General features: G+C 44.2%; 19 protein-coding genes and 1 other annotated feature. All 19 genes read left to right on the forward strand.

The genetic code is table 11. The features are described 5' to 3' along the window. The first annotated feature begins 28 nt into the window (after positions 1–28). The 19 genes from pgeF (at position 29) to pyrE (ending at position 20,402) form a co-directional block, all read left to right on the forward strand. Positions 29–844: a peptidoglycan editing factor PgeF gene (gene pgeF / locus KP77_RS08815; RefSeq protein WP_052474048.1), complete on the forward strand. Its 816-nt coding sequence runs from the start codon at positions 29–31 to the stop codon at positions 842–844. A 2-nt stretch (positions 845–846) separates the two neighbouring features. Next, on the forward strand, positions 847–1,518 hold the full coding sequence (locus KP77_RS08820) for a YggS family pyridoxal phosphate-dependent enzyme (protein ID WP_041122329.1): 672 nt from the start codon (positions 847–849) through the stop codon (positions 1,516–1,518). 17 nt (positions 1,519–1,535) lie between these two features. Beyond that, on the forward strand, positions 1,536–1,946 hold the full coding sequence (locus KP77_RS08825) for a cell division protein SepF (RefSeq protein WP_041122330.1): 411 nt from the start codon (positions 1,536–1,538) through the stop codon (positions 1,944–1,946). A gap of 23 nt (positions 1,947–1,969) precedes the next feature. Continuing rightward, positions 1,970–2,254, forward strand: coding sequence for a YggT family protein (locus KP77_RS08830; protein ID WP_041122331.1), 285 nt, complete (start codon positions 1,970–1,972; stop codon positions 2,252–2,254). Positions 2,255–2,315: 61 nt separating this feature from the next. Further along, the gene (locus tag KP77_RS08835; protein ID WP_041122332.1) at positions 2,316–3,092 is read left to right on the forward strand and encodes a YlmH family RNA-binding protein; all 777 of its coding nucleotides are present in this window, start codon (positions 2,316–2,318) and stop codon (positions 3,090–3,092) included. Positions 3,093–3,178: 86 nt separating this feature from the next. Beyond that, positions 3,179–3,688, forward strand: coding sequence for a DivIVA domain-containing protein (locus KP77_RS08840; protein ID WP_041122333.1), 510 nt, complete (start codon positions 3,179–3,181; stop codon positions 3,686–3,688). 78 nt (positions 3,689–3,766) lie between these two features. Next, positions 3,767–3,992: a binding site (T-box leader), on the forward strand. Between the two features lie 269 nt (positions 3,993–4,261). Further along, positions 4,262–7,036 (forward strand): isoleucine--tRNA ligase, encoded by a 2,775-nt coding sequence (gene ileS / locus KP77_RS08845; RefSeq protein WP_041122334.1) that lies wholly within the window; start codon positions 4,262–4,264, stop codon positions 7,034–7,036. Positions 7,037–7,346: 310 nt separating this feature from the next. Continuing rightward, entirely contained in the window at positions 7,347–7,835 is a 489-nt protein-coding gene (lspA, locus tag KP77_RS08850; RefSeq protein WP_041122335.1) for a signal peptidase II, read from the forward strand. Continuing rightward, positions 7,801–8,733, forward strand: a complete 933-nt coding sequence (locus tag KP77_RS08855) for an RluA family pseudouridine synthase (RefSeq protein WP_041122336.1) — start codon at positions 7,801–7,803, stop codon at positions 8,731–8,733. The genes lspA and KP77_RS08855 overlap by 35 nt, the downstream gene beginning before the upstream one ends. Before the next feature lie 156 nt (positions 8,734–8,889). After that, entirely contained in the window at positions 8,890–9,426 is a 537-nt protein-coding gene (gene pyrR, locus KP77_RS08860; protein WP_041122337.1) for a bifunctional pyr operon transcriptional regulator/uracil phosphoribosyltransferase PyrR, read from the forward strand. A 119-nt stretch (positions 9,427–9,545) separates the two neighbouring features. Next, positions 9,546–10,868 carry a uracil permease gene (gene uraA, locus KP77_RS08865; protein WP_041122338.1) on the forward strand — a complete coding sequence of 441 codons (1,323 nt, stop codon included), beginning with the start codon at positions 9,546–9,548 and terminating at the stop codon, positions 10,866–10,868. A gap of 138 nt (positions 10,869–11,006) precedes the next feature. Further along, complete coding sequence (locus tag KP77_RS08870) at positions 11,007–11,912, forward strand: aspartate carbamoyltransferase catalytic subunit (protein WP_041122339.1); 906 nt, start codon at positions 11,007–11,009, stop codon at positions 11,910–11,912. After that, positions 11,896–13,161 (forward strand): dihydroorotase, encoded by a 1,266-nt coding sequence (locus KP77_RS08875; RefSeq protein ID WP_041122340.1) that lies wholly within the window; start codon positions 11,896–11,898, stop codon positions 13,159–13,161. Before KP77_RS08870 ends, KP77_RS08875 begins: the two co-directional genes overlap by 17 nt. Continuing rightward, positions 13,161–14,246: a carbamoyl phosphate synthase small subunit gene (locus KP77_RS08880; protein ID WP_327063114.1), complete on the forward strand. Its 1,086-nt coding sequence runs from the start codon at positions 13,161–13,163 to the stop codon at positions 14,244–14,246. Before KP77_RS08875 ends, KP77_RS08880 begins: the two co-directional genes overlap by 1 nt. Beyond that, positions 14,239–17,430: a carbamoyl-phosphate synthase large subunit gene (gene carB, locus KP77_RS08885; RefSeq protein WP_041122342.1), complete on the forward strand. Its 3,192-nt coding sequence runs from the start codon at positions 14,239–14,241 to the stop codon at positions 17,428–17,430. The genes KP77_RS08880 and carB overlap by 8 nt, the downstream gene beginning before the upstream one ends. Continuing rightward, positions 17,427–18,191 (forward strand): dihydroorotate dehydrogenase electron transfer subunit, encoded by a 765-nt coding sequence (locus KP77_RS08890; RefSeq protein WP_041122343.1) that lies wholly within the window; start codon positions 17,427–17,429, stop codon positions 18,189–18,191. The genes carB and KP77_RS08890 overlap by 4 nt, the downstream gene beginning before the upstream one ends. Next, positions 18,184–19,122, forward strand: coding sequence for a dihydroorotate dehydrogenase (locus KP77_RS08895; protein ID WP_041122344.1), 939 nt, complete (start codon positions 18,184–18,186; stop codon positions 19,120–19,122). Before KP77_RS08890 ends, KP77_RS08895 begins: the two co-directional genes overlap by 8 nt. Beyond that, on the forward strand, positions 19,094–19,801 hold the full coding sequence (gene pyrF, locus KP77_RS08900; protein ID WP_041122345.1) for an orotidine-5'-phosphate decarboxylase: 708 nt from the start codon (positions 19,094–19,096) through the stop codon (positions 19,799–19,801). The genes KP77_RS08895 and pyrF overlap by 29 nt, the downstream gene beginning before the upstream one ends. Next, positions 19,794–20,402, forward strand: coding sequence for an orotate phosphoribosyltransferase (gene pyrE / locus KP77_RS08905; protein ID WP_041122346.1), 609 nt, complete (start codon positions 19,794–19,796; stop codon positions 20,400–20,402). The genes pyrF and pyrE overlap by 8 nt, the downstream gene beginning before the upstream one ends. Positions 20,403–20,534: the final 132 nt, after the last annotated feature.

Here is a 20,534-nt window from a genome sequence, read left to right on the forward strand (position 1 = left end):
TCTGAACAGACAGAAAGGTTTGATATACATGCAAATGGTTGCTGATCAATCAAATATATTTCTGGAATCTCCTTTATGGAAAAAAAGGTTCCCGAACCTGACTGCAATCTTCACAACAAAAAACGGTGGTATCAGCAGCGGACATTTTTCAACGCTGAATACTGGTTTACATGTTCAGGATCATCAGGAAGATGTCATCCAAAATCGCCGGACAGTCGCAAAAAGCAGCGGCTGGGATCTAAATAAATGGATATTTGCAGACCAGATTCACGGTACCCGTGTAGTGAAAGTGACTGCACGTCATGCCGGAATGGGTACTGAATCTTATAATGAAGCGGTAAAAGCTGCAGATGGCCTCTGGACTATTGATCAGGGGCTTGGCCTTTCTCTTGGGTTTGCGGATTGTGTGCCGATTTATTTTACTGAACCGGAAACAGGATTCGCGGGCGTTGCACATGCAGGCTGGAAAGGCAGCGTTCAGAATATTAGCGGTGAAATGATCAGACAGGCTGATGAAGCTGGTGTCTGCATAGATAAAGTCCACGTACTGATTGGTCCTTCAATCGGCAAATGCTGTTACACAGTTGACCATAAAGTCATCAGCCAGTTGCCTGTGGAAGTTTCACAAGCGCCCGGAATTTATGAACAGACAGGAACTGATCAATATAAGCTTGACCTGCCTGAACTGAACAGAAAGCTTCTTCAGTCAGCAGGTGTAAAGGATGAACATATATTGTTAAGCGAAATGTGTACATCGTGCAATAAAGATCTGTTTTTCTCACACCGGAGAGACCAGGGGAAAACAGGCAGGATGTCTGCTGTGATCGGATGGAGGGAAGAATAGCATTGAAAGTATCTGAAAAGCTGAAAGTAATTAATAAAGATATTCAGGCAGCAGCGGAACGTGCCGGAAGAAATACTGCCGATATTAATATTGTAGCAGTTACAAAGTATGTAAGTAATGACAGAACCCAGGAGGCAGTTGATGCAGGACTTGTCCACCTTGGTGAGAACCGTCCTGAAGGATTCAAAGAAAAAAGTGAAACTATCAGTGGAGATGTGAACTGGCATTATATAGGATCTTTGCAATCAAGAAAAGTTAAAAATGTGATTAACGAAGTAGATTTTCTCCACTCTTTGGACCGGATCTCGCTTGCAAAGGAAATTCAAAAGCGTGCTGAAAAACAGGTCCCATGCTTTATTCAGGTAAATGTGTCAGGAGAAGAACAAAAACATGGACTTTCTCCGGAAAATACTTCACAATTTGTCGAAGAACTCGCAAATTATGATAAAATAAAGGTAATTGGCCTGATGACAATGGCGCCGCTGACTGAAGATAAAGAGGTGATCCGCAGCTGTTTCAAACAGCTGGCAGAGCTCAGAAAGGAAATCGCTGCAAAAAATCTGCAGCACGCACCCTGCACTGAGCTGTCAATGGGGATGTCAAATGACTTTACGATAGCCATTGAAGAAGGAGCTACCTACATAAGAATCGGATCTTCGCTCGTCGGAGAATAAAGGAGGAAATCCGTATTATGGGGATGAAAACGAAATTTAAAGATTTTTTCTTTGGTGAAGAAGAGGAATACGTAGAGGAAATAACAGAAGAGACACCTGAAGAGCCGAGAAGTATTAAAAAATCTTCTCAAAAACAGAATGTGGTCAGTCTTCAAAGCATTCAGCAGTCTTCGAAAATGGTATTAATGGAGCCGAGAATGTATGCTGAAGCTCAGGAGATTGCCGATCACCTGAAAAGTCACCGTGCAGTCGTGGTGAACCTCCAGCGTATCAGTAAAGATCAGGCAAAAAGAATCGTGGATTTTCTGAGCGGGACCGTCTATGCAATCGGCGGAGACATTCAGCGGGTCGGCACTGATATCTTTTTATGCACGCCTGATAATATAGAAGTCAGTGGAAATATCACAGACTTAATTCAAGAAGATTAACATGATGGGTGGTTAAAAGCAGCATGGATAGTGTTTTAATTTCAATATATCAGGTGCTGGAAATGTTATTAACATTCTTCAGCTATGCACTAATTATTTATATCCTGCTCTCATGGTTTCCAAATGCCAGAGAAAGCAGTTTTGGTCAGATTCTCGCAAAGATCTGTGAGCCTTATCTCGAGCCTTTCAGGAGGATCATACCACCTCTTGGCATGATTGATATCTCCCCGCTGGTAGCGATCATCGCGCTTAACCTGGCAATTGGCGGGTTGGGACAGTTATTTCAACTGCTTATTCGTATGTTTTAATAATCATTCAAGGCCCGGTGGCTGTCACCGGGCTTTCTTGTATAGAAAGGGATTGACAAATATGACAGTATATCAGCATTTCCGGGAAGAAGAAAAAGGATTTATCGATCAGGTGCTGGACTGGAAACAGGATGTTGAATTTAAGTATGCGCCAAGGCTGACCCACTTCCTTGATCCAAGGCAGCAATTCATCATTCAGTCGATCATAGGGTCAGCAGGTGAAATAAAAGCATCATTTGATGGCGGTACTGATGAGAGTGAACGGAAAAGAGCATTCATCTACCCTGAATATTTAATTCCTTCTGAAGAGGATTTTGAGCTCTCCCTGCTCGATGTCGGCTTCCCTTCAAAATTTGTACAGCTCACTCACGGAGATATACTGGGCTCTCTGATGGGGCTTGGTATTAAAAGAGAAGCACTTGGAGACATCCTCGCTGCGAAAGACAGTATTCAAATCATTACATCAAAAGACATGAAAGATTTTCTTATGATGAATTTTATCCAGGCAGGAAAGGCTAAAGTGAATGTAACCGAAGAGAAATGGGAAAATATCATTCAGCCGGAAAACAGGTGGAGTGAAAAAAATGTACTTGTATCCTCTATGCGACTTGATACGGTGATTGCCAGTTCCTTAAATCTTTCACGTCAAAAAGCCCAGCTGCTGATCCAGGGAGGAAGGGTAAAAGTTAACTTCAGGCAGGAAGAGAAAACTTCTTTCGAATTAGACCAGGGGGATATGATCTCAGTCAGGGGGCATGGAAGAATGAGGGTCGGGGAACGAAGCGGTATGACGAAAAAGGAAAAAATCAGACTCAATTTTTATTTCCTGCAATCATAATGAAAGAATTAAAAGGATTTTCCCACAAAAGGTCGAATCATCAGTATAATGGATAATAGAGACAAAAAGTTTTGGAGGTGCAGATGATGCCGTTATCACCGCTTGATATACATAATAAAGATTTCAGCCGGGGATTCAGAGGATACGATGAAGATGAAGTAAATGAATTCCTTGACCACGTGATGAGAGATTATGAACTTGTTCTGCGTGAGAAAAAGGAACTTGAAGAAAAACTGAATAACCATACAGAAAGGCTCGGGCACTTCACTACAATTGAAGAAACACTCAACAAATCAATTGTCGTGGCCCAGGAAGCAGCTGAAGAAGTAAAGCGTAATGCAAATAAAGAGGCAAAACTGATTGTAAAAGAGGCAGAAAAAAATGCTGACAGGATTGTGAATGAATCACTCACAAAAGCGCGAAAAATCGCCCTCGAGATAGAAGACCTTAAGAAACAGTCAAAAGTCTTCCGTACACGATTCAGAATGCTGATAGAAGCTCAGCTTGATCTGATCAATAATGATGATTGGGACGAACTGATGGAGTACGACCTCGATACAGAAGAGCTGAAAAGTCTTGAACCTGAACATGATTAAGAAAGATTGACGTTTAAGCTTTATGTTACTATAATTAAACTGTTAAAATGAAATATCTTGTATATGCACTTATATGATTCATCAACTATGATGGGAACAGTATTTTGTGATGATCCGTCTTCAGCGAACCGGGGATGGTGCCAGCCCGGTACGGAGTCACTTGAGAAAATCACCCCTGAGTTTTCAGACTGAAGCCGAGTAAGTCTGAACGTGTAACAGCGTTAACCGTTACTTGAGTGGAAAAAGTCTAAGCTTTTTCTATAAGGGTGGTACCGCGTGAAGCACAGTCTCTCTCGTCCCTTTACCAGGGATGGGGGAGTTTTTTATTGTATTGGCTTTGTTAAAGTCAAATGTTGTTTTTGCACAGCTGGTGATTGGAGCGGAAGGGGGACGACTCCAGCAGGAGAAGCGTGACAGGTGAGACCCCGCAAGCGCCCCGCGCTGAGGAGGTCCGATTGAATCGGAGCCAAAAGACGGCTCATGCGGAAAGCGTTCCCCCTGGAGCGGAAATCGGGCAGCCACCTTTAACAGCGCGAGTATTTTTAAGCATGTTTATAAACAGGAGGAGAAAAAATGGAATACAAAAATACATTATTAATGCCAAAAACAGCGTTCCCTATGCGTGGAAACCTGCCGAACCGTGAACCGGATATGCAGGAAAAATGGGCAGAAATGGACATCTATAAAAAAGTTCAGGAAAGAACATCAGGCCGTCCACTATTCGTTCTGCACGATGGACCTCCATATGCAAACGGAGATCTTCACATGGGTCACGCGCTGAATAAAGTATTAAAGGACTTTATTGTGCGCTATAAATCAATGAGCGGATATCAGGCTCCATATGTCCCAGGCTGGGATACACACGGTTTGCCGATTGAGCAGGCACTGACAAATAAGGGTGTGAAGCGTAAAGAAATGACTGTAGCAGAATTCCGTGAAAAGTGTGCGGAATATGCCCTGCAGCAGATTGATAATCAGCGCACTCAGTTTAAGCGTATTGGCGTACGTGGCGATTGGGATAACCCGTATATCACACTGAACCCTGAATATGAGGCAGAACAGATCCGCGTATTCGGTGAGATGGCGAAAAAAGGCTATATCTATAAAGGGAAAAAGCCTGTCTACTGGTCACCTTCAAGTGAGTCTGCATTAGCAGAAGCAGAGATTGAATATCAGGATAAGCGTTCTCCTTCAATTTATGTATCATTCGATGTGAAAGATGGGAAAGGCAAGCTTGATGAAGGCACTGCATTCATCATCTGGACAACAACGCCATGGACGATTCCTGCTAACCTTGCAATCGCACTTCACCCGGATCTTGAGTATGTAGCGGTTGATACTGGCAGTAAAAAGTTTGTCGTTGCAAAAGAGTTGCTTGAAAAAGTTCAGGAAACAATGGAGTGGGAGAAGGCAGAAGTTACTGATACATTCAGAGGTTCTGACCTTGAGCATGTAACTGCACAGCACCCTCTTTATGAGCGTGAATCACTTGTGGTACTTGGTGAACACGTCACAACTGATGCTGGTACAGGATGTGTTCATACTGCACCTGGACATGGGGAAGACGACTTTATCACAGGTAAAGAATATGGGCTAGATGTTCTTTGCCCGGTTGATGACCGCGGGGTATTTACAGCTGAGGCACCTGGGTTTGAAGGACTGTTTTATGATACAGCGAATAAGCCAATCACAGAAAAACTTGAAGAAGCAGGCGCACTGTTAAAGCTTGAGTTCTTTACTCACAGCTATCCGCATGACTGGAGAACGAAAAAGCCGATTATTTTCCGTGCTACTGCACAATGGTTTGCTTCGATTGATAAATTCAGAGATGAATTAATGCAGGCAGTAAAAGATACAAAGTGGATCCCGGGCTGGGGTGAAACCAGACTGTTCAACATGGTGCGTGACCGCGGTGACTGGTGTATCTCAAGACAGCGTGCATGGGGTGTGCCGATTCCGGTATTCTACGCAGAAAATGGAGATGCAATCATTACGGAAGAAACGATCGAACACGTGTCGAATCTGTTTGCAGAACATGGCTCTAACATCTGGTTTGAGCGTGATGCGAAAGATCTTCTTCCTGAAGGATTTACACATGAAGGCAGTCCTAATGGCCGTTTTACAAAAGAACAGGATATTATGGATGTATGGTTCGACAGTGGTTCATCCCACCAATCCGTACTGACAGTCCGTGACGACCTGCAGCGTCCTGCAGATCTTTATTTAGAGGGAAGTGACCAGTACAGAGGCTGGTTCAACTCTTCGCTGACAACTGGTGTTGCTGTGACAGGTAAAGCACCTTATAAGGGTGTGTTAAGTCACGGATTTGCCCTGGATGGCAACGGCCGTAAGATGAGTAAATCACTCGGTAATGTAGTTTTACCTTCAAAAGTGATGAATCAGCTTGGTGCTGACATCCTGCGTCTGTGGGTAGCTTCAGTTGACTATCAGGCGGATGTACGTGTATCTGATCCGATTTTGAAGCAGGTTGCTGAGGTATATCGTAAAATGCGTAACACTCTGCGTTTCCTGTTAGCTAACCTTGCTGATTTTGATCCTGCAAAAGATGCGGTATCATTTGAGAACTTAAGAGAAGTCGATCAATTCATGATGGTTCGTCTGAATCAGGTAGTAAAATCAGTTACATCATCGTATGAAAATTATGAGTTTGCTTCAATTTACCATACGGTCAATAATTTCTGTACGACTGACCTGAGCTCGTTCTATCTTGATTTTGCAAAAGATATTTTATATATCGAAGCAGCAAATCATCCGGATCGTCGTGCAATGCAGACAGTCATGTATGAATCACTTGTGTCACTAGTTAAGCTGCTGTCACCGATTCTTTCACATACTGCAGATGAAGTATGGTCATTCATTCCTGGTGTGACAGAAGAAAGCGTTCAGTTGACTGATATGCCGGAAACTGCAACGTATGAAAATGAAAAGGCGCTGCTTGATAAGTGGAATGCGTTCCTTGATGTGAGAGATGATGTGCTTAAGGCGCTTGAGGAAGCAAGAAGCAGTAAGCTGATCGGTAAGTCACTTGCAGCTAAAGTAACGCTGTATGCTGATGAAAAGACGCATGAGCTTCTATCTTCAGTAAATGAAGATCTGAAGCAGTTGTTTATTGTGTCTGACTTTGAACTTTCAACTTCAGAAGGTGCCCCTGAAAAGGCGATGCAGTTTGAAGGTCACAAAGTGGCAGTTGAAAAAGCTGAAGGTGAAACATGTGAAAGATGCTGGACAGTAACAACTGACGTTGGCAGTGACAGCGATCACCCGACTCTTTGTACAAGATGTGCATCTGTCGTAAAAGAACATTACGCAGATGTCACTGCAGAATAATACCACTCAGGCTGCCGGCTACATTGCCGGCAGCTTTATTAATTAGAGAGTGCATAGATTTTGACTCATTCCATGCCTGCGGGCTTGGCTTTTCAAGCGGAGCTTGAAAAGTACCGAATAAGAAAAGAAGGCAGGAATTCAAGCTAGCTTGATTCCTGTCTTCTTTTCTTATTCGGTAAATGAGCCAAAATCGGACGTTGTCCTGTTAAAAACCAAACTATTTACGAAACATCTTCTGTAATCATGTCTAAGTCTTTGAATTATGCTACAATACTTTAAGGGTTTGCAACGAGATAACGGAGGTAGACAAGTGATCTATTATTTGCTGGCTTTATTTATTATCGCAGTGGACCAGCTGACTAAATGGCTGGTTGTCCGGAATATGGAAGTAGGGGAATCGATCAATGTGATTGACGGTGTCTTCTACCTGACCTCGCATCGTAATACAGGTGCGGCATGGGGAATGCTTGAGGGACAGATGTGGCTTTTTTATATTGTTACACTGACCGTAATCGCAGGAATTCTTTATTACTATTACAAACATGCTAAAGGAAATAAATTGTTCAGTGTGAGTCTGATGGTATTGCTTGGCGGAGCGGTTGGAAATTTTATTGACCGTATCTTCAGGCAGGAAGTTGTGGACTTTGTACAGCTGACATTCTTCAATTTTATTTTTAATATTGCAGATGCGGCACTGACAATCGGTGTAATCATGCTGTTTATTCAGATGATTTTAGAAGAAGTGCAGGAAAAGAGGAAGAAAAATGGAAAACATTCAACACTTGATACAGGAGAATGAAAAAGGCAAGCGTATAGATGCAGTGCTCGCGGGACTTGAATATAACTGGTCAAGAACGCAGGTGCAGCAATGGATCAAAGAAGGTAACGTAACTGTAAACGGCGCTAAAACAAAGCCGAATTATAAAAGCGTACCGGGAGATGAAGTACAGATCGAAATCCCTGACCCGGAACCGCTTGATGTGGAAGCAGAAGAAATGAACCTGGATGTTTATTATGAAGATGCTGATGTCATCGTCGTTAATAAACCAAAAGGAATGGTCGTCCACCCGGCACCAGGTCACCTTTCAGGTACCCTGGTAAACGGTCTGATGGCTCACTGTAAAGACCTTTCAGGCATCAACGGGGTTATGCGTCCCGGCATTGTCCACAGAATTGATAAAGATACATCAGGTTTATTAATGGTCGCTAAAAATGACGCAGCACATGAAAAACTCGTTCAGCAGCTGGTTGATAAGACGGTAACGAGAAAATATACGGCTGTTGTACATGGTGTCCTCGATAACACTGCAGGCACCATTCATGCGCCGATCGGACGGGATAAAAAAGACCGTCAGAGTATGACTGTCGTTGATGGCGGGAAGCAGGCAATCACGCATTTTAACGTAATAGAAAAATTTAAGGACTTTACACTGGTAGAGTGTATTCTTGAAACCGGACGTACACACCAGATCCGCGTTCATATGAAATATATCGGACATCCGCTTGCGGGAGATCCGAAATATGGACCACGTAAAACGCCTGACTTAAATGGACAGGCACTGCACGCAGGAGTGCTTGGATTTGTGCACCCGACGACTGAAGAATATATAGAATTCACTGCACCTGCTCCGGCAAGCTTTGATGAGTTTGTCGAAAAACTACGGAATGACGTTGACAATCCGGTTAAGAAAGATTAGAATGAGAACAACTTCATAACTGAAACCTTTAATCCGGTCCAGAGAGACAGGGAAGGCTTAGCGAATATTACAGGATATTTCTGCCCTTCCGACTGCTCATAAGCCGGGAGGGTTTTTTTATAACTCAGTATCCTGATCATAAAGGAGAATGATGACATGTCTGGAACAGTCGTGATGGACGAGCAGATGATGAAAAGGGCACTGACAAGAATCGCCCACGAAATCATCGAGCGGAATAAAGGCGTCGAAGACTGTGTACTCGTTGGGATTAAAACACGGGGCATACATCTTGCAGAGCGTCTGAAAGAAAAAATCGAGTCAATCGAACAGGTAACCGTGCCAGTCGGTGAGCTGGATATTACCATGTATCGTGATGATCTTGAAAAGAAACATACAACTGGTGAACCGGTTGTTCACAGTAAAAATCTTTCACTTGATATCAACAATAAAAAAGTGATTGTAGTAGATGATGTGCTCTACACAGGAAGAACGGTCAGAGCAGCAATGGATGCCATTATGGATAACGGCAGACCTACTCAGATTCAGCTGGCCGTCCTCATTGACCGGGGACACAGAGAACTTCCGATCAGAGCTGACTTCGTCGGCAAAAACATTCCGACATCAAGCAGTGAGAAAATCAGCGTTGAACTGCAGGAAACAGATCAGTTTGAACAGGTTACAATAAACAAATAAACATCCTTTAATGCAGTCCAGAGAGGCTGGCGAAGGAGACTACAGGAGATCAGACTATCTTCTGGCGCCTCTTTGCCATGCGCTCGGCAAAGAGGCGTTTTTTATTAGGAGGAATTTCAATGACAAATACACAAACTGCTAAACCGATTTTAGATGTAGAAGAAAAGCCGAAATTAAACCAATGGCTGACACTCAGCCTACAGCACTTATTCGCTATGTTTGGTGCAACAGTGCTCGTACCGATGCTTGTCGGGTTAAGTCCGGGTACTGCACTGCTTTCAAGCGGACTTGGTACAATTGCCTATCTGATTATCACAAAAGGACAAATTCCCGCTTATCTTGGTTCATCCTTTGCATTCATTGCCCCGATTATCACAGCCACTGAACTCGGAGGACCTCAGGCTGCGATGCTTGGTGCATTTTTTGCGGGGCTTGCATATGGTGCAGTAGCCATGCTGATCTATAAGTTCGGTGTGAACTGGCTGATGAGAATACTGCCTCCGGTTGTGGTCGGCCCGGTCATCATCGTGATTGGTCTAAGTCTTGCCGGTACTGCTGTTAATATGGCGATGTACGAAAATCCGCTTGCAGATCCTGCTGACTTTATCTATAGCGGAACACATATCACAGTAGCGCTGATCACTCTAGCCATTACAGTCATTGCATCAATATATTTTAAAAAATTCTTTGGACTGATTCCGGTTCTTGTTGGAATTACAGGGGGTTACATTGCCGCATTTTTTGCAGGGCTTGTAAACTTCCAGCCTGTGCTTGATGCACCTTGGTTTGCTGTACCTGAACTGTATATGCCATTTGTAAGTTACACACCTGAGTTCTCATGGACAGCCATTGCGATCATGGTCCCAGTCGCAATTGTGACATTATCAGAGCATACCGGTCATCAGATGGTTGTCAGTAAAGTAGTTGGAAGAAACTTTCTGGAAAAGCCGGGGCTTCACCGTTCTTTACTCGGCGATGGTGTTGCAACAATGATTGCTTCAATGATTGGCGGACCTCCGAATACGACGTACGGTGAGAATATCGGTGTACTGGCAATCACAAGAATTTTCAGTGTGTTTGTGATAGGAGGCGCAGCAGTTCTAGCGATTCTCTTTGGATTCATCGGAAAAATATCCGCGCTGATCAGCTCGATTCCAACACCTGTTATGGGTGGTGTATCAATCCTGCTCTTTGGCATTATTGCTTCAAGCGGACTTAGAATGCTGATTGAAGCAAAAGTGGATTTCGCTTATAAAAGAAACCTGATCATCGCATCTGTCATTATGATTATTGGAGTAGGAGGCGCATACGTTCAGTTCAGCGAAACATTCGTTTTACCGGGAATGGCGCTCGCAGCAATTATCGGAATCGCACTGAACCTGATTTTACCTGGCCGCAAGAAAGAAGAAGAAACGCTTTTTAATGAAAATAAAGCCGCATAACAATCCTTTTAAATGAAGTCCAGAGAGGCTTTCAAAAGGGTTTCTGACAGGATCAGTCTGTCTAAAACCGCTTTTTGAGCCTCCTCTCAAAAAGCGGTTTTTTATATGGTTAAAACAACTCACAGGGAGGGTTCACACATGCATTTTCTTACACTTGACGAACTGACAGTAGAAGACATTTATAAAGTGCTTCATCAGGCTGAGGCGCTTCAGAACCATCAGCCACTTCCAAAGCCTGACCTGTATGCAGCCAATCTGTTTTTTGAAAACAGTACAAGAACGAAATGCAGTTTTGAGATGGCACAGAGAAAGCTCGGGATGAATGTCCTTTCTTTTGATGCCGGAACCGCTTCAATCAGTAAAGGTGAATCGCTTTATGACACAGTAAAAACGCTTGAAGCAATCGGTGTGGACGTTGTTGTAATCAGACATAGTGAAGAAAGATACTTTGATGCACTGAAAGACAAAGTGTCCCTTTCGATTATTAACGGCGGTGACGGAATGGGGCATCACCCGTCACAGTGCATGCTTGATCTGCTGACGATCTATCAGGAGTTTGGCAGTTTTAAAGGTCTGACAGTTACCATCGCAGGCGATATCAGGCACAGCAGGGTAGCAAGATCTAATACGTATGCACTTCAAAGACTTGGTGCAGAGGTGAACTTTTCAGGACCTCCTGCATGGCGTGATCCGGAAATGACAGATATCCCATTTGTAGATATGGATCAGGCAGTAAAAGAAAGCGATGTTGTCATGCTGCTCAGAGTGCAGCATGAAAGGCATGCTTTTGGAGAAAATTTTACAAAGCAGGAATATCATCAGCAGTACGGTCTGACAGTGGACAGGGAAAGAAAAATGAAGAAAAACAGTATCATCATGCATCCTGCACCGGTGAACCGTGGTGTTGAAATTGCAGATGAGCTGGTTGAATGCGATCGGTCACGCATTTTTAAACAAATGAAAAATGGTGTTGTGACGCGTATGGCTATGCTTCAATATGTACTGGCAAAAAGAGAGGAGACAAAACATGAGCTTATTAATTAAAGGTGCAGATATATATGGTTTTGGAAAAGGGGATGTCAGAGTTTCTGATGGTAAGATTCAGTCAATCGGCAGCCTCGATGCCTTACATAACGAGGGGATCATCGAAGCAGACGGGAAAGTCCTCTCTCCCGGATTCACAGATGTCCATATTCACTTAAGAGAACCGGGTGGCGAACATAAAGAAACAATTAAAACAGGGACACAGGCAGCAGCGCGGGGCGGATATACACTCGTATGCGCTATGCCTAACACGCGACCTGTACCTGATGACGTGGAGACACTTCAACATATCCAAAACAAAATTACGGAAGATGCCATCATACCGGTACTGCCTTACGCTTCCATTACACAAAATCTCGCGGGAAAAGAAATCAATGATTTAGAAAGTCTCGCGATGCAGGGGGCATTCGCATTTACAGATGACGGTGTTGGTATTCAAAACGCAGATCAGATGCTTGAAGTTATGAAGAGAGCAGCAGACTTGAATAAGGCAGTTGTCGCACACTGTGAGGATAACAGTCTCATCCATGGCGGGTGCATGCATGAAGGAAAACGGTCAGCCGAGCTTGGGCTGCCGGGGATTCCTTCAGTCTGTGAATCAGTACAAATTGCAAGGGATGTATTACTTGCTGAAGCAGCAAATTGTCATTATCACGTGTGTCACGTATCGACTAAAGAGTCAGTCAGAGTCATTCGTGATGCAAAGAAAGCGGGCATTAAAGTTACAGCTGAAGTAACGCCGCACCACCTGCTACTCAATGAAAAAGATATTCCGGGTGAGGATGCGAACTTTAAAATGAATCCGCCGCTGCGTGCTGCAGAAGACCAGCAGGCATTAATCGAAGGACTCGAAGATGGAACGATTGATTTTATCGCAACAGATCATGCACCGCATGCATCTGTTGAAAAAGCTGAAGGAATGCTGCGGGCACCGTTTGGCATAACAGGTCTTGAAACAGCATTTCAGCTGTTATATACAGAATTCGTGCAGAGCGGCCGGTGGACGATGGATCAGCTGATTAACTGGATGTCTGTGAAGCCCGCTCAAGTATTTGGACTGAATGCAGGGAAGCTTGCTGTCGGTGCAGACGCTGATCTGGTATTGCTGGATCTGACGGCTGAAAGAGAAATTAATAAAGACAATTTCTTATCTAAAGGAAAGAATACGCCTTTTAACGGGCATAGAGTGACTGGACTTGTCTCACTCACTGTAAGTAAAGGAAAAATCGTATGGCAGGAGGAAATGTGATGACGAAAAAGCAGCTTATTTTAGAAGACGGTTCAGTATTTTCAGGTGAAGGTTTTGGCTGGATGGGAGAAGCTGAAGGTGAAGTCGTATTCAATACAGGGATGACAGGCTATCAGGAAATTCTTTCAGACTCGTCTTATTGTGCGCAGATGGTCGTACTTACCTATCCGCTGATTGGGAACTACGGAATCAACAGAGATGATTTTGAATCAATTCACCCATATATTAAAGCGCTGATCGTCAGGGAAGCGTGCGATCTGCCTTCTAATTTCAGAAGTGAAGCAAGCATTGATGACCTGTTGAATGAAAAGAAAATCCCCGGCCTTTCCGGTGTTGATACGAGAAGGCTGACGCGCCTGATCAGAAGTTACGGCACGATGAAAGGCAGAATCTGCGCGGAAGATGCTGATGTGAATCAGGTAATCACTGAGCTGAAATCCTCAGAGCTGGCTAAAGACCAGGTCAGCCGGGTCTCCACCAAGTCAGCATATCCAAGTCCCGGAAGAGGAAAGCGCGTTGTGGTTGTTGATTACGGCATGAAGCACGGAATCTTACGCGAACTGAACCGCAGACAGTGTGACGTCATCGTTGTACCTTATCACACATCAGCAAAAGAAATTCTGAGACTTCACCCTGATGGTGTGGTATTGACCAATGGTCCTGGTGATCCAAAGTCTGTACCTGAGTCTGTTGAAACTGTAAAACAGCTGATCGGATCAGTTCCGATTTTTGGAATCTGTCTCGGTCACCAGCTGCTTGCACTTGCAGGAGGAGCAGACACGTTCAAGCTGAAATTCGGTCATCGCGGATCCAACCATCCGGTGAAGGAACTCTCAAGCGGCAAAGTTGCGATCACATCTCAAAACCACGGTTACGCAGTAGAGGAGAACTCACTGCTGTCTACAGACTTTATCGTTACGCATAAAGCACTGAATGATGGAACAGTTGAAGGAATTCAACATCGGGAGCAGCCGGCTTTCTCTGTTCAGTACCACCCGGAAGCTTCACCCGGACCTGAAGATGCCAATGAATTATTTGACCGCTTTATCAACATGATGGAAGAGGAGGAAGTTCAATATGCCTAAACGTACTGATATTAAAACAATTCTTGTAATTGGATCTGGTCCAATCATTATCGGCCAGGCAGCTGAATTTGATTACGCAGGAACGCAGGCCTGCCTCGCTTTAAAAGAAGAAGGGTACCGTGTTGTGCTTGTGAATTCGAATCCTGCAACCATCATGACGGACACTGAAATTGCAGATAAAGTCTACATGGAGCCGCTGACAGTAGATTTTATCAGCAGGATTATCAGAATGGAAAGACCGGATGCACTCCTTCCGACACTTGGCGGTCAGACAGCACTTAACCTTGCTGTAGAGTTGTCTGAAAGCGGCATTCTTGAAGAATGCAATGTTGAGATTCTTGGAACGAAGCTCGATGCGATCCAGCAGGCAGAAGACAGAGACCTTTTTAGAAAGCTGATGAATGAGTTAAACGAGCCGGTACCTGAGAGCGAAATTATCCATAACCTTGATGAAGCGTACGCATTTGTGAATGAAATCGGCTATCCTGTGATCGTCCGGCCTGCTTTTACACTCGGCGGAACAGGTGGAGGGATTTGCCACGATGAAGAAGAACTGATTGAAGTTGTCACTTCAGGATTAAAATACAGTCCTGTCACGCAATGCCTGCTCGAGAAGAGTATTGCCGGATTTAAGGAAATCGAGTATGAAGTGATGCGCGATAAAGATGATCATGCCATCGTTGTCTGTAATATGGAAAACATCGATCCGGTCGGTATTCATACAGGAGACTCAATTGTTGTAGCTCCTTCACAGACCTTAAGTGACAGAGAGTATCAGATGCTTAGAAACTGTTCATTGAAAATTATCAGAGCACTTGGCATTGAAGGTGGCTGTAACGTACAGCTTGCACTCGATCCTGACAGCTTTCAGTACTATATTATCGAAGTTAATCCACGTGTCAGCAGGTCTTCGGCACTTGCCTCTAAAGCAACCGGCTACCCGATTGCAAAACTGGCAGCAAAAATTGCCACCGGATTAACACTGGATGAAATGATTAACCCTGTAACAGGTACTTCTTATGCATGTTTTGAACCGGCACTTGATTATGTAGTAACAAAAATCCCGAGATGGCCGTTTGACAAATTTGAAGCCGCAAAACGAAACCTTGGTACACAGATGAAAGCAACTGGTGAGGTCATGGCAATTGGCCGGACGCTTGAAGAATCACTGTTAAAAGCTGTACGATCTCTTGAAAACAACGTCTATCACCTTGAAATTGAACAAAACGATGCAGAGTGGGTAGAGAGAAGAATCAGAAAAGCTGGAGATGAAAGGTTATTTTATATCGGTGAAGCACTGCGAATGGGTGTAACGATTGAAAACATCCATGACTGGAGTAAAATTGATTACTTCTTCCTGAACAAAATGAATAACATCGTTCAGTACGAAAAAGTTCTGAGTGAGAACCGTACAATAGATACTCTATATAAAGCCAAAAGAATGGGCTTCAGCGATAAGACAATCGCCAGACTTTGGGATATGACTGAAGAAGACATCTATAACAGAAGAAAAGCAGAAGGCATCATGCCTGTCTATAAAATGGTTGATACATGTGCAGCAGAGTTTGAATCGGAAACGCCATACTTTTACGGAACCTATGAAGATGAAAACGAATCTGTTGTCAGCAACCGCAAAAAAGTGATTGTTCTTGGATCAGGCCCGATTCGTATCGGTCAGGGTGTGGAATTCGATTATGCAACGGTTCATTCAGTATGGGCCATTAAAGAAGCAGGCTATGAAGCGATTGTCATTAACAGTAATCCTGAAACAGTCTCAACAGATTTCTCGATCTCAGACAAACTGTACTTCGAGCCGTTAACACTTGAAGATGTCATGCACGTGATTGATCTTGAGCAGCCTGAAGGGGTAGTCGTACAGTTCGGTGGACAGACTGCGATTAACCTTGCAGATGGGCTCGCTAAAAGAGGCGTTAAAATTCTTGGCACATCTCTTGAAGACGTAGATAGAGCGGAGAATAGAGATCAGTTTGAAAAAGCATTGAAGAACCTTGGCATTCCACAGCCAGAAGGAAAGACAGCTGTTTCAGAAGAAGAGGCTGTAGTAATCGCAGGTGAAATCGGCTATCCGGTTCTGGTAAGGCCATCGTATGTATTAGGCGGCAGAGCAATGGAGATTGTCTATCATGAGCAAGAGCTTCGTCACTACATGAATACAGCTGTAAAAGCGAGTCCAGAGCACCCGGTATTAATAGACCGCTACCTGACAGGGAAGGAAATCGAAGTTGATGCAATCTGTGACGGTGAGACAGTATGTATTCCGGGAATCATGGAGCACATCGAACGGGCAGGTGTACACTCTGGAGACTCTATCGCTGTCTACCCGCCGCAGACTTTGACAGCTGAGCAAATCTCAACGCTTGAAGATTATACGATCCGCCTTGCAAAAGGGTTAAATATTAAAGGGCTGATTAACATTCAGTACGTTATTTCAAAAGGTGACATCTACGTACTTGAAGTGAACCCGAGATCAAGCCGGACAGTGCCGTTTATGAGTAAGATTACAGGGGTTCCGATGGCGAACCTGGCGATGAAGGCCATCCTTGGCGAAAAGATCAGCACGCATGGCTATGAGACTGGAATTGCTGAGCAAAAAGAGGGTGTATATGTAAAGGTTCCTGTCTTCTCTTTTGCCAAGCTGAAGCGTGTGGATATTACACTTGGACCGGAAATGAAGTCAACCGGGGAAGTAATCGGAAAAGACGAAACGCTCGAAAAAGCACTCTATAAAGGACTGACAGCAGCTGGAATGAATATCAGGCATCATGGCTCAGTACTGCTGACAGTAGCTGATAAAGATAAAGACGCTGGTACATTGCTTGCAGAAAGATTCCACAGACTCGGATATCATATCCTGGCAACTGAAGGAACTGCACAATCGTTCAACGAAGCGGGTATTCCGGCAGAGCCGATCAATAAAATCGGTGAGCAGGGTAAAACGCTCATTGATGGCATTCAGTCAGGAGAAATCCAGCTCGTTGTTAATACACTGACAAAAGGAAAGCAGCCTGCAAGAGACGGATTCAGAATCAGAAGAGAGTCAGTTGAAAATGGTGTGCCGTGTTTGACATCACTCGATACAGCAGAGGCAATGCTACGCGTACTGGAATCCATGAACTTTACAATGGCACCAATGAGTCCGATTAAAAAGGCGGCACTTGTATGATCAAAGTTGAAAAGATGAAGATTCTCAGCCAGAAGATCATTGCTGAAAATATTTATGAAATTGAATTGCAGGGGCCGCTGGTCAATGAAATCTCCATGCCCGGCCAATTTGTTCATATCAAAGTAAATAAAGCAAATGATCCTCTGCTGAGAAGACCAATCAGCATTTCCTCTTATGATAAAAAAAGGCAGACGATGACGCTGATCTACAGAGCGACAGGGGCCGGTACAATAGAGCTGGCTCAGCAGACAGGGGAAATTAATGTGATGGGCCCGCTCGGCAGCGGGTTCCCTGTTGAAGACGTGAAAGGTGAAACGGCGGTATTAATTGGAGGCGGTATTGGTGTTCCGCCTCTCTATGAATGTTCAAAACAACTAAAGGCACGAGGGAAAAAAGTGATTCATATCCTTGGCTTTGAATCCGCTGAAGCAGTATTTTATGAAGATAAATTCAAAGAGCTGGGACCGGTCTATATCACAACTGCAGACGGTTCATATGGCACTAAAGGATTTGTCACTGATGCGGCTGTACAGTTTAATATAAAAGCGGATATCTTTTATGCCTGTGGTCCTGTACCAATGCTGAATGCCGTTGAAAAACTTTTTGAATCAATTCCCGGCTACATTTCAATGGAGCAGAGAATGGGATGCGGCATCGGTGCCTGTCTGGCGTGTGTGTGTGCTGTAAATGGTCCTGAACTGTACAAAAAGGTATGTACGGATGGGCCTGTTTTTGCGAAAGGGGAGTTAGTCTATGGATAAGCTTCGTATCAGCCTGCCGGGTCTTGAGCTGAAAAATCCGATTATGCCGGCATCAGGGTGTTTCGGGTTCGGACGTGAATACTGTCAGTTTTATGACCTGAGCCTCCTTGGTTCTATTATGGTAAAAGCAACTACGCTCGAGCAAAGACTTGGAAATCCGGTACCCCGAGTAGCAGAAACCTCTTCAGGTATGCTCAATGCAATCGGCCTGCAAAACCCTGGACTTGAAAAAGTGATGAACACTGAACTTCCATGGCTTGCAGGGTATGATCTGCCGGTAATTGCAAACGTTGCAGGATCAATGGTGGAGGATTATGTAGAGGTAGCTAAAAATATTTCCCGTGCAGGAAATGTTCATGCACTTGAACTGAATATTTCCTGTCCAAATGTAAAAGAAGGTGGAATCGCATTCGGCACAGATCCGGAAGTTGCGAGAGAGCTGACAGCAAAAGTAAAAGCAGTCTCTGAAGTACCGGTCTATGTAAAGCTCTCACCAAACGTAGCAGATATTAAAACAATGGCCCTGGCTGTTGAAAAGGGCGGGGCTGATGGTCTTACAATGATTAACACGCTTGTCGGAATGAGGCTTGATCACCGTACAGGGAAGCCGGTGATTGCGAACAAAACAGGCGGGCTGTCGGGTCCTGCAATCAAACCGGTTGCACTTAGAATGGTGTATGAAGTGAGTCAGGTAACGGACCTCCCGATTATTGCCATGGGTGGCATCAGTTCAGCCTGGGATGTCATTGATTTTATCTCAGCAGGCGCAAGTGCAGCAGCTGTTGGAACAGCAAATTTCGTTAATCCATTTGTCTGTAAGGAAATCATTGATGAACTTCCTGCGATATTAGATGAACTGGAAGTGGAACACATTCATGATTTAAAAGGGAGGAGCTGGAAAGTTGGAGAAACTGCCGATTATCGCGCTTGATTTTACAGGAGAAGAAACGAAAACATTTCTGAAGCAATTTGATGAGCAGCTCTTTGTAAAAGTCGGAATGGAGCTCTTTTATGAAAGCGGTCCTTCCATTGTAAAAGAGATTAAAATGATGGGGCATAAAATTTTTCTGGATCTGAAACTGCACGATATTCCAACGACAGTCCAAAAAGCGATGACGCAGCTTGCAGCACTGGATGTAGACCTTGTAAATGTTCATGCAGCAGGCGGACTCAATATGATGAAGGCTGCTGTAAAAGGGCTGGATGAAGGAGCTGTTAATGGAAAGCGTCCAGAGATTATTGCTGTGACGCAGCTGACTTCAACCTCAGAAAATCAGATGCAAAATGATCAGCAGATACACAGTACTCTCATTCAATCCGTCTTGCATTACGCAAGCCTTGCTAAACAGGCAGGCCTCGACGGAGTTGTCTGTGCAGCAACTGATTGCAGACACTTAATCGGTGAGCTTGGTTCTGACTTTAAATATATTACGCCGGGCATCCGTCCAAACGGAACAGACACAAACGATCAGGTAAGGACGGCTACACCTGCAGAAGCTGCGCAGCTCGGAGCCTCAGCGATCGTCGTAGGAAGAGCCATTACAGGAAGCGAAGATCCTGTTAAAAGCTATCAGCAAATCAAAACAGAATGGAGCGGAACGGATGAATAAAGAAATGGCAGCATACCTCCTTGACATCAAAGCAGTGGAATTAAATCCGGATAACCCGTTCACATGGGCATCCGGTATAAAATCACCAATCTACTGTGACAACCGGTTAATCATGTCATATCCTGAAATCAGATCTTTCGCAGCTGATCAGCTGACAGAACTGATCAAAACAAATTTCAGTGACGCAGACATCATTGCAGGAACGGCAACAGCCGGAATCCCCCATGCGGCCTGGGTCAGCGAAAGAATGAATCTGCCGATGAATTATGTAAGATCATCAGCTAAAAAGCACGGAAAGTCGAATCAGATTGAAGGGAAAATCACACCGGGTAAAAAAGCAGTTGTGATCGAAGATTTAATTTCAACCGGCGGGAGCAGTCTTGACGCAGTCAAAGCGCTTGAAGAAGAGGGAATTAGAGTACTCGGAGTCGCTGCACTGTTTACATATGGATTCAAAAAAGCACAGCAGCAATTCGAAGAAGCAGGTGTACCATACTATACAGTCACAGATTTCGATACACTAATCAAGCAGGCGGAAGACATGTCGTATATCAGTGAAGACCAAGTGACTGAACTTGCGAAGTGGAAGAGAGAGTTTTAACTAATTACATTGTATTTACATTATAACCGCTGAACCTTTCCGTGGAGGGCTGCGCTTTCCTGCCCTCCACGGAAAGGTGCAGCTAATTTTTACTTAACTAATATTAGTGTTCGTCGTAGTTCTATTTAAAAT

The organism is Jeotgalibacillus alimentarius (genome assembly GCF_000829445.1).
In the GTDB taxonomy this organism is placed as follows: domain Bacteria; phylum Bacillota; class Bacilli; order Bacillales; family Jeotgalibacillaceae; genus Jeotgalibacillus; species Jeotgalibacillus alimentarius.

What these genes read in the sequence shown, in the direction of transcription:
- KP77_RS08835 (WP_041122332.1), top strand. Translation starts at nt 2,316, where the DNA reads ATGACAGTATATCAGCATTTCCGGGAAGAAGAAAAAGGATTTATCGAT.
- ileS (WP_041122334.1), top strand. Translation starts at nt 4,262, where the DNA reads ATGGAATACAAAAATACATTATTAATGCCAAAAACAGCGTTCCCTATG.
- pyrR (WP_041122337.1), top strand. Translation starts at nt 8,890, where the DNA reads ATGTCTGGAACAGTCGTGATGGACGAGCAGATGATGAAAAGGGCACTG.
- uraA (WP_041122338.1), top strand. Translation starts at nt 9,546, where the DNA reads ATGACAAATACACAAACTGCTAAACCGATTTTAGATGTAGAAGAAAAG.
- KP77_RS08880 (WP_327063114.1), top strand. Translation starts at nt 13,161, where the DNA reads ATGACGAAAAAGCAGCTTATTTTAGAAGACGGTTCAGTATTTTCAGGT.
- KP77_RS08830 (WP_041122331.1), top strand. Translation starts at nt 1,970, where the DNA reads ATGGATAGTGTTTTAATTTCAATATATCAGGTGCTGGAAATGTTATTA.
- pyrE (WP_041122346.1), top strand. Translation starts at nt 19,794, where the DNA reads ATGAATAAAGAAATGGCAGCATACCTCCTTGACATCAAAGCAGTGGAA.
- KP77_RS08825 (WP_041122330.1), top strand. Translation starts at nt 1,536, where the DNA reads ATGGGGATGAAAACGAAATTTAAAGATTTTTTCTTTGGTGAAGAAGAG.
- carB (WP_041122342.1), top strand. Translation starts at nt 14,239, where the DNA reads ATGCCTAAACGTACTGATATTAAAACAATTCTTGTAATTGGATCTGGT.
- KP77_RS08840 (WP_041122333.1), top strand. Translation starts at nt 3,179, where the DNA reads ATGCCGTTATCACCGCTTGATATACATAATAAAGATTTCAGCCGGGGA.
- KP77_RS08870 (WP_041122339.1), top strand. Translation starts at nt 11,007, where the DNA reads ATGCATTTTCTTACACTTGACGAACTGACAGTAGAAGACATTTATAAA.
- KP77_RS08855 (WP_041122336.1), top strand. Translation starts at nt 7,801, where the DNA reads ATGGAAAACATTCAACACTTGATACAGGAGAATGAAAAAGGCAAGCGT.
- KP77_RS08875 (WP_041122340.1), top strand. Translation starts at nt 11,896, where the DNA reads ATGAGCTTATTAATTAAAGGTGCAGATATATATGGTTTTGGAAAAGGG.
- KP77_RS08890 (WP_041122343.1), top strand. Translation starts at nt 17,427, where the DNA reads ATGATCAAAGTTGAAAAGATGAAGATTCTCAGCCAGAAGATCATTGCT.
- KP77_RS08895 (WP_041122344.1), top strand. Translation starts at nt 18,184, where the DNA reads ATGGATAAGCTTCGTATCAGCCTGCCGGGTCTTGAGCTGAAAAATCCG.
- pgeF (WP_052474048.1), top strand. Translation starts at nt 29, where the DNA reads ATGCAAATGGTTGCTGATCAATCAAATATATTTCTGGAATCTCCTTTA.